The sequence below is a fragment of the Neobacillus sp. Fa239 genome, assembly GCF_055395235.1.
This window is the reverse complement of record NZ_AP041611.1, coordinates 3,278,006-3,291,837: the sequence shown is the minus strand read 5'-3', so window position 1 is coordinate 3,291,837 and position 13,832 is coordinate 3,278,006. Positions and strand designations below refer to the sequence as shown.

The following is a 13,832-nucleotide window of genomic DNA, read 5'->3' as shown; positions in this document are numbered from 1 at the left end:
GTCTTTTAGACTACCAAAATTTACAGCTAGTTTCCAATTTCAATAGATGATATATTTCTTTTGTAAGTTCTTAACGGAACTTCACAAAATGGTTTTTATTTTTAGAGAAGTACTCAAGTGGCTTAAGAGGCACCCCTGGAAAGGGTGTAGGTCGGGCAACCGGTGCGAGGGTTCAAATCCCTTCTTCTCTGCAAAAATTCGATTATTGGGCTATAGCCAAGCGGTAAGGCATCGCACTTTGACTGCGACATGCGTTGGTTCAAATCCAGCTAGCCCAGTTTAGTCCAACAAGGACACTAGGAAAGGGTCAGGGCGGGAACGCAGCAGCCATAACTAGTGAAATTGTGTGGGCTATTACATAGAACACAATATTGGCATCTGAGATACACCATGTTCGGACAAAACATTAATTTGACATTTTTGTGAATACATTATAAACTCAAACAATTATGGTATAATATGGTTGTTGTGCTTTATACTTTTCCACATTATATACTTCGTTTTACCTTCTTCAGTTCCATTTATTTACTTTTTCCGTTTTGTTACATCTATGTTTCTTCACTCTATTAAATTAAGTTACTAAAGGGATTTTTGAAGTAACTATGTCTATTTTAGTATGTTATTATAGAAAAATGGAGGTATCGATGAATGAACAATGATTTAATTGAAACACTCCGTTCAGTTTTAAAAGAAGAGCTAGAACCTGTAAATAAGCGACTCGGTTCCATTGAACAAACCTTAGTTGAACATAATAAGCGTTTTGACCTTATTGATCAAACCTTAGTTGAACAAAATAAGCGTTTTGACCTTATTGATCAATCCTCGGCCGAACATAATCAACGTTTTGACCTTATTGATCAAACCTTGGCAGAACATAATAATCAATTCAACTTAATGGAGCAAGACTTGAAAGACATTAAAACTGGACAAGAAAGACTACAAAAGAACATTATTCACAATATTGGGGATTATTCAGAAAAAATCCTTGAATACGTAGATAATAAAACAGAAGCTCTTAATAAAAGAGTCTATACTATAGAAACTGAAATTCAACGATTAACTAGACAGTAAACATTAAGCATTTAAAGAATCTATTCATTGACACTAAAAGAGGTTGGGGTGTGACACACCCCAACCTCTTTGTGATAAATCTGTACGAATGGCACATTTACAGATCAGAAAATTCATTTTACTATAAATATATAGAATATTTAAAAGATGATATTATCTATAAGTTTTTCTGCTTTATTTCCATAATGGAGTGATACCATGATTGCCCTTTTTAAAATGAATGATTTATATGAAGAACAAATCAAACATTTATTTAAGGATTTAGGATTTCCAACTGCCAGTTTTTATTCCATTAATTCCCTATTGGATCAGATCATGAATCCCCTGGTTATTATTACACCTGCTGTTTTTCAAAAGGAATTGGAGGGGCTTTCCTTTCCTATCATTTCAATCTCAATGACGATTGCAGACATAAAACAATCCATACTAGAATTGTTTGAATTCCCGGAGAAGAGAGAGTATACCGTTATAACATCAAACGAGGAAATGCCGTGGATGCAAAAAGGATACGAAGAAAAAAGTGTCAAGGATGGGATTCAGGTTTCTTTTTTAACAGATAAACAATGTACAGTTTTAAAACCTAATTATGTTTATCTTGCGCCAATATGGATGAAAGGCTTATTTCCTAACCCGCGGCTGAAAAATTTACATTTTATTAAGCCTTCATTCCTTTCCGTGATTCCTTATTTACATATCGCAGGATCTTTAGTAAACCTGGTTGAAGAAATGGTAAAAGAAAGGTATCAAGTCGATGCAATCGTCAAATCCACACATGATGGAGTGGTGGCCATTGATCGAACGGGGACGATTAAATTGGTGAATGAGCATGCTAAAACCATCTTAGGTGTGAATGAGGAAATGAAGGGACGAAAGATCACGGAGTTCATTCCCCAGTCTGACATGATACGCGTACTGGAATCTGGGAAAATGGAAAGAGGCGATCTAGCTACAGTGGGTGGCCGTCAAGTTGTGATTAATCGATCTCCTGTCATCGTCAAAGGAAAAATTGTCGGAGCCGTATCAAATTTTAAAGAAATTACCGATATTCAAAAAGTAGAATTACAATTACGCAAAAAACTTCATGAAAACGGCTTGGAGGCAAAATATCGTTTAGGCGATATTATTGGCGAAACAGACGAAATTATGGAAGCAAAAGAACTGGCAAGGAAATTTGCTGAAACGGAATCGACTGTCTTAATCACTGGAGAGTCTGGGACGGGTAAAGAATTATTTGCACAAGGCATTCATTCCGCCAGTCATCGATCACTGGGTCCATTTGTGGCGGTGAATTGTGCAGCCTTGCCGGAAAACCTTCTGGAAAGTGAATTATTTGGATATGAGAAGGGTACCTTTACAGGCGCTCTAAAGGATGGCAAACCGGGCTTATTTGAATTGGCCCATGGCGGAACACTGTTTTTGGATGAAATTGGGGAAATCCCTTTACGAATTCAGGCCCTCTTATTAAGGGTGCTTCAGGAACGAACCATCAGGCGTGTTGGCGGAGAGCGAATTATCCCAGTGGACGTTCGAATTATTACCGCCACGAATCGAAATTTAGAGGAGGAGACTGAAAATAAACAATTCCGGTCGGACCTCTATTACCGTTTGAATGTACTTTCGCTGGAATTGCCGCCTCTCCGAAAGCGTACTCAGGATATACCAATACTAATAGATGTTTTTCTTAATGAGTTTAATGATAAAAGAAAAAATAAAATCGTCTCTGTTGAAAAGGAAGTCATTCGTTTATTTCAGAAGTACGATTGGCCTGGGAATATTCGTGAATTAAGAAATACCATTGAACGAATGATTGTCCTTGAAGAGAGTGAAAGTTTAAGGCTTCTGGGGGCAAAATTTCTTTCTGAAAAACTAAAGCGAAGGTGTGTTTCAGAAGAAGCGGCCCCTAAACAAAGTATGAAAGAGAAGGAAATGGAACTCATCGTTACGGCTTTGGAAAAATATGAAAACAATAAAAAATTAGCAGCCCAATCACTTGGAATCGACCGTTCCACCCTCTGGCGAAAAATCAAAGAATATAATTTATAATGTTGTAAAAAGCAACGCCATGTTGCAAATTCCAACACCATTTTTTAAAACAGGGAATGATATCCCTGTTTTTTATTTAATATTTTAGACTTTTTAGAATTTTCAATCTTGGCATGGAAATTGCAAATATAGTTAGTATAAATCAACTCTGGGTGTTTTTTACCTTTTCGAGTTATCGCTATTGCCAAAAAGGAGGGTAACAATGGAACGAATGTATATCAATGGTGAATGGGTAGCGGCCGTTTCGGGGGAGTTTTTTTCAACGTTCAATCCTGCCAACCAGGAGGAAATTGCCCGAGTTCCCAGGGGAACAAAGGAAGATGTCGATTCGGCTGTAACCGCGGCCAAAAATGTCTTTGAATCACATGAATGGCAATCATTAAAGCCAAGTGTAAGAGGAAATGCACTTTATGAAGTAGCACGTAAGATCCGTGAAAGGTCCGAACAACTTGCGTTAATTGAGACATTGGACACTGGGAAACCGTTAACACAGGCAAGAAGTGATGTAGAAAGCAGTGCCCGCTATTTTGAGTACTATGCTGGTGTGGCCGATAAAATGTTTGGTGAAACCATCCCGGTTGGCCCCAATGTGATTGACTACACGGTACGTGAACCGATGGGAGTTTGTGCGCAAATTATCCCTTGGAATTATCCGCTTCAGATCACTTCCAGGGGCGTGGCAGCTGCCATAGCGGTAGGAAATACCGTCGTGGTGAAACCTGCTGAAGATACGCCTCTGTCAGCATTAAAATTAGCCGAAATCTTTTCGGAGGTGGAAGTGCTCAAAAGTGCCCTGCAGGTTGTAACCGGATATGGTCCAGAAGCAGGGTCCGCTTTGGTGGATCACCCCGATGTCAATCATATTACTTTTACTGGTTCTGTTGGCACAGGTACAAGCGTAATGATCTCTGCTGCAAAAAATATAGTGCCTGTCACTCTGGAGCTGGGTGGGAAGTCACCTCATATTGTTTTTCCTGACTGTGATCTAGAAGAAACGGTTACATGGGTTACTCGATCCATTATTCAGAATGCAGGTCAAACTTGCTCGGCCGGTTCCCGATTATTAGTTCACTCCCAAATTAAGGATGAAATCCTTGGAAAATTAGCAGAGAAAATGAAAGAGATTAAAATTGGGCCTGGAGTTCATGACAGCGAGCTTGGTCCGATTATCTCAAAAAGGCAATTTGATCGAATACTGGCCATGGTTGAACGAGCGCAGGAACAAGGGGCTCGTGTCATCACTGGAGGAAAGCAAGCAAAGGTGAATGAGGGTTATTATTTTGAACCAACCATAATAGACGATGTTTCCCCAACGAGTGAAATTGCCCAAGAAGAAGTTTTTGGCCCCGTTTTGACTGTGTTTGAATTCGAAACCGAAGAGGAAGCGATTCAATTAGCCAATGGAACCTCCTATGGACTTGTCACTGGGATTTGGACAAATGATCTATCAAGGGCGCACCGAATCGCCAGTAAAGTGAAAAGCGGCCAGGTCTTTATTAATGACTATGGTGCTGCCGGCGGTGTCGAGCTACCATTTGGCGGTTACAAAAAGAGCGGAATTGGCCGTGAAAAAGGGATTGAAGCATTGCAAAATTATACGCAATTAAAAAATATTGCGATCAAAATAAAAAGTGCTGAGTAAAAAAATACGAAAGGAGTGAAAAATGTGCAACACTTTTCCATTGCTTTAATTCCAGGGGATGGCATTGGCCCGGAAGTGATGAATGAGGCTATCAAAGTATTAAAAAAAGCAGAGGAGATCCACGGAGGCATCAATTTTTCATGTGAGTCCTTCGATTGGGGTTGCGATTATTATCTTCAAAATGGAAGAATGATGCCAGAAAATGGGTTAGACATCTTAAAAGATTTTGACGTGATCCTATTTGGTGCGGTTGGGGCAAATTCGGTGCCTGACCATATTTCGGTTTGGGAATTAATCCTCCCGATCCGCCGGAAATTTCAACAGTATGTAAACTTAAGGCCCATCAAACTTCTTAAAGGGATCGAAAGCCCATTGAGGTATAAAACCCATAAAGACCTTGATTTTGTTGTTGTGAGGGAAAATACCGAAGGGGAGTATTCTAATATGGGCGGCCGCGTTCATGAGGGAACCCCCTATGAACTCGCTGTGCAAAATAACATTTTTACCAGATATGGATCTGAAAGAATCTTAAACTATGCTTATTCATTAGCAGAAAAAAGGTCCAAGAAAAACCTGACAGTGGCCACAAAATCGAATGCGATTAACTTTACCATGCCTTTTTGGGATGAAATGGTAAAGGAAATCGGCTCTAGTTATCCCGATGTAAAAACACAGATCTACCATATTGATGCTCTTGCCGCGTATTTCATTTCCAGACCTGAAGAATTTGATGTGGTGGCCGGAAGTAACTTGTTCGGTGATATTCTAACCGATTTAGGCGCAGCAATCGTAGGAGGATTGGGGCTGGCTCCATCCGGAAACATCAATCCGGAGCGCATCTACCCATCTATGTTTGAACCGATCCATGGTTCTGCTCCCGATATTGCCGGCAAAGGGATTGCCAATCCAATTGCCTCGATTTGGAGCCTAAGTCTTATGATGGACCATCTCAATCTCCCAGATGTGGCAAAATTAATCCTGGATTCCATTGAAGAGGTATTGGTAGATGGAAAAATAAGGACTCCCGACCTGGGAGGAACTGACACTACGACTGAAATGGGCGATGCCATTGTTTCAAAAATGGTTCAATTAAGTCTAAGCCCGAAAATCTAGTAAATACACATTAACGGAGGTGTCCAATCTATGAGTCTATTAAACGGAAAGACAGCCATTGTAACAGGTGCAGGATCAGGAATGGGAAAAGCCATTGCTCAAGCTTTTGCGAAGGAAGGGGCGAATGTTACAATGGCTGATCTAAATATTGAATCTGCCCAAGCAGCTGCAAGTAGTACGGGTCTGAATCACGTGCAAGCTATTCAAGCAGATGTAACGAGTGATGCAGATGTTGCCAGCCTAGTGAATCAAACATTGGAAGCTTATGACGGGTTGGATATTGTGATTAACTGTGCGGGCGTACCGCAATCCTTCACCGCGATTGAAGAATTAACCTTGCACCAATGGGATTTAATTATGAATGTGAATACCAAATCGATATTTTTAACATCTAAATATGCAGTGCCAATCATGAAGCAGCAAAACAGCGGAAGTATTGTTAATATTGCTTCCATTGCCGGTATCAGAGCGAGACCCGGATTGAACGCGTATTGTGCCTCAAAAGGGGCAGCGATCATGCTTACGAAAGCTTTAGCGATTGAGCTGGCACCCTATAAAATTAGAGTAAACGCGATTAACCCCGGCCCAGCCGATACCCCTATGATTGGTAAATTCCTTGTCGGGGATGAAGCCCAAAAAGAAGAGGGAATGAAAAAAATCTTTCAGGACAGCGTTCCACTTGGAACCTTAATTCAACCGGAAGATATTGCCCAGGGAGCACTTTATTTAGCATCAGACTTGTCCAAGATTGTGACAGGAGAAGTCCTAAATATAGATGGAGGACGTGGGATTTAACCATTCTTTTATAATTAATAGATTTACATATTACATTGATTTTTAAGGAGGATTATTGTATGTGTGCATTATATGTGGCTTCAGATATCGGCGGCACTTTTACAGATACTGTAGTTTTAGATGAACATGGTTATGTAGGCAGGTATAAATCTTCTTCTATACCTGAAGACCCAGCAATGGGAGTGATTGAATCACTTAAAATAGCAGCGGAAGAGAAAGATATGAGTTTAGAAGGTTTAATACGGGATATAGCCCTATTTGCCCATGGTACAACTGTAGCAACGAATGCCCTGCTTGAACACCGTCATTCCAGGGTGGGACTGATTCAAACCAGAGGCTTTGGAGATACTCTTTCGATTATGCGCGGCTTTAAATCGTTGGGATTGGAAGAACATGAAGTTAAAAACTATAAAAATATGGTTAAGCAAGCTCCAGTTGTTAGTAAAGGATTTATCGCCGAAGTTTCTGAACGTTTAGATTATGAGGGCAGAGTGGTCCTGCCTCTGGATGAAGAGGATGTTAGGAGGGCAGTACGGGATTTAATTGATAAAAAAGTAGAAGTATTTGCCGTTTCTTTACTATGGTCATTCCGTAATAATCATCATGAAAAGAGAATCGCAGAAATTATTGAAGAAGAACAGCCTGGAAGCATTGTGACACTTTCAAGTGATATTTTACCAAGGCTGGGTGAATATGCGCGGACAGTTACTACTGCCATTAATGCCAGTGTTCGGCCGGTTATTTCAAAAGCTATGAAAAGTTTAGACAATCGCTTAGAAAGTATTGGATTAAGGAATGAACCTGTGATAATGCAATCCAACGGCGGAGTGTGCGCAATATCAGAAATTGAGCGGCAAGCAGCATCTACATTAATGTCAGGGCCGGTAGGCGGAATTATTGCTTCTGCTTATCTTGGAGAGAAACTGAACAAGAAAAATATTATTGCGACCGATATGGGCGGCACCAGTTTTGAGGTAGGGCTGGTACTGAACGGGCAGCCTGTCATGTCCCATGTTACGAGCATTGGACGCAATGATATTGCTTTACCTTCCGTATCTATCAAAACCATTGGCGCTGGAGGAGGAAGTATTGCATCGGTTAAAAACGGATTGCTCCAGGTTGGCCCAGAAAGTGCCGGGGCTCAGCCTGGACCAGCATGTTATGGAAGAGGCGGAACTTTGCCTACAGTAGCTGATGCAGATGTCGTTCTTGGTTATCTCAATCCGAAAAATTTCTTAAATGGCAGAATGGAATTGGATTATGAAGCGTCCTATCAAGCTATAAAAGAACATGTTGCGGACCCTTTGGGCATCAGTGTTGAGGATGCTGCAGAAGGAATTAAGCTTATTGTTGATAATCGAATGGCAGATTTAATCCGTCAAGCGACGATTCAGCAAGGATGGAATCCGAGTGATTTTACCTTATTTGCCTATGGTGGTGCAGGCCCGAGTCATGCATTTTCATATGGTACGGAGTTAGGCATATCGGAAATCATCGTACCATTCTCAGCTTCCGTTCACTCCGCTTTGGGTGTTCTTGCTTCTGATTCTACTGTTGTAGAAGAGCTTTCAGAGCCAATGAAAACACCACCGGGAATTACAGCATATGCGGATCATCTGGATGTTCCTAAAATTAACGGAATTTTTAATCTGCTTAAACAAAAGACTCTTTCCCGTTTGGAGAAAACAGGGGTGAAGGAAGAACAATGTGAGTTCTTACTCTCAGTAGAAATACAATTTCGATTCCAGATACATGCTTTATCTGTTACAGTTGATAATTTTCCTTTAAATGAACAAGAAATTAATAATCTTATTAAAAAGTTCATCAGACAGTATGAAGCAAGATTCGGTGAAGGGTCAGCGTTTAAAGCAGCCGGAGTAGAATTAACAACATTTCGTGTAATGGCAAAAGGAACGAATAAAAATATCACCCTACAACAACTTAAAGAGGAGCTTAACGATGTAACTGAATTTCCTTTGGAGGAGAGAAAAATCTTTCAAAATGGTACATGGAAAATTGCAAGAATATACAACAGTTCAAATCTCTCGACAGGTACCGAAATTAAGGGATTAGCGGTTATTGAGATGCCAGATACAACCATTGTAATCGGAGAACACCAAAATGCCGTTGTAGATGAATATGGAAGCATTACTATTTCACTTAATTCGAAATAAGGGGGTAGAAAACATGGAAACTTCTGTAAAGAAAAAACCAAATGTACTGGATCCAGTTACTTTTGAAATTGTAAGACATAAATTGTGGTCAATAAATCAAGAGGGTTCCATCACAATGGAGCATGTGTCAGGGTCTCCGGTTGTTCAAGCGACAGATTACAATTTTGGCATTTACACTGCAGAAGGTGAAATGGCGGTTATCGGGGTGTATCTATTAACCCCGATCTATACAGGGTACATGGCCATTCAGGAATTTATTAAGCGATTTGACGTAATTGAACCAGGAGATGTGTTTATCATCAATGATCCATTTATTGCGGCTCAACATCAAAACGATGTACAGTTTTGTGCACCATTTTTTTATAAAGATAAATTAATCGCTTGGACTGGATGTATGGCCCATCAGGTGGACTTAGGCGGAGCCGAACCGGGAAGCTGGTGTCCAAATGCTACTGATGTTTTTCAGGAAGGGGTTCTGATTCCTCCTGCCAAAATCGTTTCAGCCGGAAAAATTAATCAAGGTTTATGGAATATGATTATCTCAAATTCCCGTATGCCTTTTACGGTATCTAACGATTTCACAGCATTTTTGGCCGCTCACCGTGTTGCCCAAGAACGTTTAACCGAGCTGTGTGAAAAATATGGTGAGGATATTGTTGTTCAAGTTATGGATCAATCTATAAATACTTCAGAAAAAGAATTTCGTGATTTGCTTAAAAGCTTGCCAAATGGAGTATATGAGGATACAAGTTATCTGGACCAGGGAAATACAGGAGAAATATTAACCGTCCAATGCCGTATGACAAAAGAAGATGACCATCTTACATTTGACTTTAATGGGAGCAGCCCGCAAACGGTGGGTTACGGAAATTCCACGTTAGCAGCAACGATGGGATCGATTGCAACAGTCGTATTGGCGATATTCGGTTCTGAAATACAATGGAACCATGGGTTAATGCGCCCAATAAAGGTACTAGCTGATGACGGTCAATGTGTTACTGCGGTTTCACCGGCACCAATTAGCGGAGGTGCAGCAGCTGCAAGCTGGACTGCCATGACAGCTGCGAATGGCTGTATTTCAAAAATGTTGAGTTTTAGTGAAATATATGCTTCGTATGCATGTTCACCGGGAGATGGTTCATGGCAATTAGCCCAATTTGGCGGTTTAAATCAGAATGGTGAACCATACGCCGCAATGTACATGGATGCACTCCTATGGGGCGGTACAGCATTTCCGTTTCGAGATGGGGTTGACAGTGGAGGCGCAATGGTCATCCTTGGCGGTGGTGCCCAGGATGTGGAGCAACAAGAATCTCAACAACCTCTGCTTTATTTATGGCGCAGGGAGGTTGCAAATTCTGCTGGTGTTGGAGAATTCCGTGGAGGGAATGGGATTGAATTTGCCCTGACTCCAATAGACACTGAAGAGGTGATTGGGACTTTAGCCACTCATGGAATCACCATCCCTATTCGAACAGGTGTTTTTGGAGGATTTCCTGCTATGAACCCTCAATATGAATTAGTTCGGGGAGCTAATACTCTAGAGAAGATGAAACTAGGAAATGATATCACAAATTTAACTGAGATAGGTGGAGAACATCAGGTTCTAGGTTCAGTCACAACCGGTCTATCCATAAAAAAAGGTGACATCGTTAATATCCGAGTGCAAAGCGGCGGCGGATATGGAGATCCATTAAATCGGGATCCGGAACGAGTATTAAAAGATTTGATGATGAATGCCATTAGCCTTGATGTCGCTCAAAAATTCTATGGTGTCGTAGTCCATGATGGTAAAGTGGATAAGCAAGCAACCAGCGAATTAAGGGAGGAATTACTTAATAAGCGAATCAAAACAATGGTTCCACCAAAAAGTTTCAACGTAACTGAAGAATTGAAGAATAGTAAGCAAGTTCTCAAATGGGGAGCGGTATTGAACCTGCACCAGCATCATGGTGATGTGGGAGTATCTTGTGTAAAATGTGATCATTACTTAGGTGATCTTGTTGAGGATTGGAAGGATTTAGCAGGAATAATTAAACTGGATTCAAGAGAAATGGGAAGTTCGATTAATATGGATGAACGAATGGCTGCTGAACATTATATCTGTCCTAATTGTGGTACATCATTGTGGATTGATATTCTTCAAAAGGATAGTAAAAGGCCTATTGACTTCCGGTTTTTTGAAAAACTACAATAAGAACTTGTTTTTAATTGAAAATGGATTGTTGGCCATGGTCAACAATCCATATTGTTCAGAATCATCTATTATTCAATCAAATTGGTTTAAATAAATTCGAATGTCTCTATTTCCCTAAAATAAAAACGAAAGAAAGGAGAAGGAAATGGAACCCATTATTCGTTTAGATAATGTATCGTTTTCCTACAAAATTAATGAAAAAACGAAAGTTCCCGTTCTAAAGAATATCTCCTTTTCCATTTTCCCTGGTGAATATGTGGCCATCATTGGCCACAATGGTTCAGGAAAATCTACCTTATCCAAACACCTTAACGGGATTCTAACTCCGGAAAATGGGGATGTCTGGGTTCATGGACATAACACGAAGGACATTCAAAAGAAACTGGATATTCGGAAATCAGTTGGCACCGTCTTTCAACATCCAGATAACCAAATCGTGGCGACGATTGTTGAGGAGGATGTCGCTTTTGGACTGGAGAATATTGGCGTACCAAGAGAAGAAATGAAAATAAGAGTAGATGAAGCTTTAGACGTTGTCAAAATGTCTCCGTTTCGTCACAGGCCGCCGCATCTTCTATCCGGGGGACAGAAGCAGAGGGTTGCGATTGCTGGTGTGCTGGCGATGCAGCCGGATTGCATCGTTTTTGATGAAGCAACCAGTATGCTGGACAGCTTTGGCCGAAAAGAAGTTCTTCAGGTAATGAGAGAAATGAACAATTTGGGGATGACGATCATTACGGTTACCCACCATATGGCGGAAGCAGCGGAAGCAGACCGGATTATTGTTATCGAGGGCGGTCAAATTGTCATGGACGGCCCGCCGCTTGAAATTTTTCAACATAAGCAGGAATTAGAAAATCTACAATTAGTTGTCCCTTCGGTTAGCCAAATGGCCGAAATCATTCACAGCCAATTTCACGATTTTTCAAAGGACTTGATCCAAGAGGATGAGCTAATTGAGGAAGTGGAAAAATTCACCATAAAGGAGGTGGTATCATGACCGGCAAACCCATCATCGAAATCGAAAATCTAACTCATACCTATATGAAGGGCACTCCGATGGAGCATGTTGCCTTAAAAGGGGCCAATCTCTATGTAGAAGAAGGGGAATGCATCGCGATCATTGGCCATACTGGTTCGGGAAAGTCGACCTTAATTCAACACTTGAATGGACTGATGCGTCCGGAATCCGGAAAAGTCATCATTGATGGGGAAGACTTAACAAAGAAAAAGGTGGATTTGAAAACGCTGAGACAGAAAGTGGGCCTTGTTTTTCAAAACCCGGAGGATCAGATTTTTGAAAAAATCATTGGCGATGATATTGCTTATGGTCCATTCAAACTGGGTCTTCCTTTAAAGGAGGTGAGGGAGCGGGTTCAATGGGCGATGTCTGTAGTTGGTTTAGATTTTGAGGAGATGAAGGATCGACAAACCTTTGCTTTAAGCGGAGGCCAAAAACGGAAGGTAGCCCTAGCGGGAATCCTGGCATTAAAACCGAAGATTTTAGTTCTGGATGAACCGACAGCGGGACTGGACCCAAGGTCGAGGAATGAATTGCTGGATAAAATTAAACGGCTCAATAAGGAAGAAAAATTAACCGTTATTTTTGTATCACACAATATGGAGGAGGTTGCCATGCTGGCTGACCGTGTCTATGTGATGGCAGCTGGAACAGACGTGTTATCAGGCACACCGAAGGAAATTTTTACGGATAAAGAAAAGCTGCAGCGTCATCAAATCGGGACACCCGAAACCGTACAGGCCCTTTATCGATTAACCGATCTTGGATACCACGTCAATTTGGATGCCTTTTCCGTTACTGAAGCCGCTGATGAAATTATAAAGCTTCTTGCCGTCAAAAAGGGGGGATCACGACATGTCCAGCGAATTTGACATTTACCGTACGATTACCATCGGCCAGTATGTGCCAACGGGCTCGTTTATTCATCGTTTAGACCCAAGAATAAAGCTGTTGCTTTTTGTTATTCTCGTGATTGCGATTGCCTTTAACACAAGTTATATCGGAAATGCGATTGGTCTGGTCTTATCTCTATATCTATTTTGGGCATCGAAGATCCCAATCAGCTACGGGTTATCAGGTGTAAAACCAGCCGTTCCATTTATTATAATCTTGGCCATCTTGCAGTTGCTTTTTCAAGGACAGCTCTTTTCACATGGTAAAGTATACGTTGATTATGGCTTTATCTTAATCACAAGTGAAAGTATTCGGTTGGTAGTGGTTTCAGCCGTTCGTTTTATTGAAATTATCTTCTTAAGTAGTGTTCTTACCCTATCAACTTCCACCACAGAATTAACACATTCCATACAAAGTTTATTGAGTCCGTTAAAAAAAATTAAATTTCCAGTGCACGAAATCTCACTGATTACTACGATTTCAATTCGATTCGTCCCAACCTTTGCCTTAGAGATGGAAAAAATGATGAAAGCACAAGCCTCAAGGGGAGCAGACTTTGGTTCCGGAGGCTGGTGGAAAATCATTCAAAGAACAAAAGAGACGTTTCCAATCATTATTCCTTTATTTAACATTGCTTTGTCAAGGGCTGAAGACCTGATCCTCGCGATGGAATCGCGCTGTTATACACCAGGGGGCGATAGGACTTCCTACTCCGTGTATAAAGCTTTAGGTAAGGATTATCTTATCTTATTGGTTGGACTTTTATTTGGCGTACTACTACTCTATTATCCATTTCCTTATTAATGAATCGGATAATAGGCTTTACCCTTGGAAAAGTAAGCTTTACTCGCGGATATTCTGCATTTATTCTCGGATGAAGTC

10 protein-coding genes, 2 tRNA genes and 1 other RNA gene are annotated in these 13,832 nt (G+C 40.8%); all 13 read left to right on the top strand.

The window, feature by feature from the left end; genetic code table 11:
• Positions 1 to 103 precede the first annotated feature (103 nt).
• The 13 genes from ACZ5XR_RS16005 to ACZ5XR_RS15945 all read left to right on the top strand — a co-directional run bounded on the left by ACZ5XR_RS16005 (position 104) and on the right by ACZ5XR_RS15945 (position 13,754).
• Positions 104 to 191 (top strand) — tRNA-Ser (locus ACZ5XR_RS16005).
• A gap of 15 nt (positions 192 to 206) precedes the next feature.
• Positions 207 to 278, top strand: a tRNA-Gln gene (locus ACZ5XR_RS16000).
• Positions 278 to 360: signal recognition particle sRNA small type (gene ffs / locus ACZ5XR_RS15995), an RNA gene on the top strand. Before ACZ5XR_RS16000 ends, ffs begins: the two co-directional genes overlap by 1 nt.
• Before the next feature lie 288 nt (positions 361 to 648).
• On the top strand, positions 649 to 1,071 hold the full coding sequence (locus tag ACZ5XR_RS15990) for a hypothetical protein (protein WP_464497290.1): 423 nt from the start codon (positions 649 to 651) through the stop codon (positions 1,069 to 1,071).
• A 198-nt stretch (positions 1,072 to 1,269) separates the two neighbouring features.
• Positions 1,270 to 3,114, top strand: coding sequence for a sigma-54 interaction domain-containing protein (locus ACZ5XR_RS15985; protein WP_464497289.1), 1,845 nt, complete (start codon positions 1,270 to 1,272; stop codon positions 3,112 to 3,114).
• 202 nt (positions 3,115 to 3,316) lie between these two features.
• A complete protein-coding gene (locus ACZ5XR_RS15980) occupies positions 3,317 to 4,756 on the top strand; it encodes an aldehyde dehydrogenase family protein (RefSeq protein WP_464497287.1) in 1,440 nt (479 codons plus the stop codon).
• Positions 4,757 to 4,780: 24 nt separating this feature from the next.
• On the top strand, positions 4,781 to 5,869 hold the full coding sequence (locus ACZ5XR_RS15975) for a tartrate dehydrogenase (RefSeq protein WP_464497286.1): 1,089 nt from the start codon (positions 4,781 to 4,783) through the stop codon (positions 5,867 to 5,869).
• A gap of 30 nt (positions 5,870 to 5,899) precedes the next feature.
• Positions 5,900 to 6,664 carry an SDR family NAD(P)-dependent oxidoreductase gene (locus ACZ5XR_RS15970; protein WP_464497284.1) on the top strand — a complete coding sequence of 255 codons (765 nt, stop codon included), beginning with the start codon at positions 5,900 to 5,902 and terminating at the stop codon, positions 6,662 to 6,664.
• A 59-nt stretch (positions 6,665 to 6,723) separates the two neighbouring features.
• Positions 6,724 to 8,838 (top strand): hydantoinase/oxoprolinase family protein, encoded by a 2,115-nt coding sequence (locus ACZ5XR_RS15965; RefSeq protein WP_464497283.1) that lies wholly within the window; start codon positions 6,724 to 6,726, stop codon positions 8,836 to 8,838.
• 13 nt (positions 8,839 to 8,851) lie between these two features.
• Complete coding sequence (locus tag ACZ5XR_RS15960; RefSeq protein WP_464497282.1) at positions 8,852 to 11,035, top strand: hydantoinase B/oxoprolinase family protein; 2,184 nt, start codon at positions 8,852 to 8,854, stop codon at positions 11,033 to 11,035.
• A 145-nt stretch (positions 11,036 to 11,180) separates the two neighbouring features.
• On the top strand, positions 11,181 to 12,035 hold the full coding sequence (locus tag ACZ5XR_RS15955) for an energy-coupling factor transporter ATPase (protein WP_464497281.1): 855 nt from the start codon (positions 11,181 to 11,183) through the stop codon (positions 12,033 to 12,035).
• Positions 12,032 to 12,928: an energy-coupling factor transporter ATPase gene (locus ACZ5XR_RS15950; protein WP_464497280.1), complete on the top strand. Its 897-nt coding sequence runs from the start codon at positions 12,032 to 12,034 to the stop codon at positions 12,926 to 12,928. The genes ACZ5XR_RS15955 and ACZ5XR_RS15950 overlap by 4 nt, the downstream gene beginning before the upstream one ends.
• Positions 12,912 to 13,754 (top strand): energy-coupling factor transporter transmembrane component T family protein, encoded by an 843-nt coding sequence (locus ACZ5XR_RS15945; RefSeq protein WP_464497279.1) that lies wholly within the window; start codon positions 12,912 to 12,914, stop codon positions 13,752 to 13,754. The genes ACZ5XR_RS15950 and ACZ5XR_RS15945 overlap by 17 nt, the downstream gene beginning before the upstream one ends.
• Positions 13,755 to 13,832 lie beyond the last annotated feature (78 nt).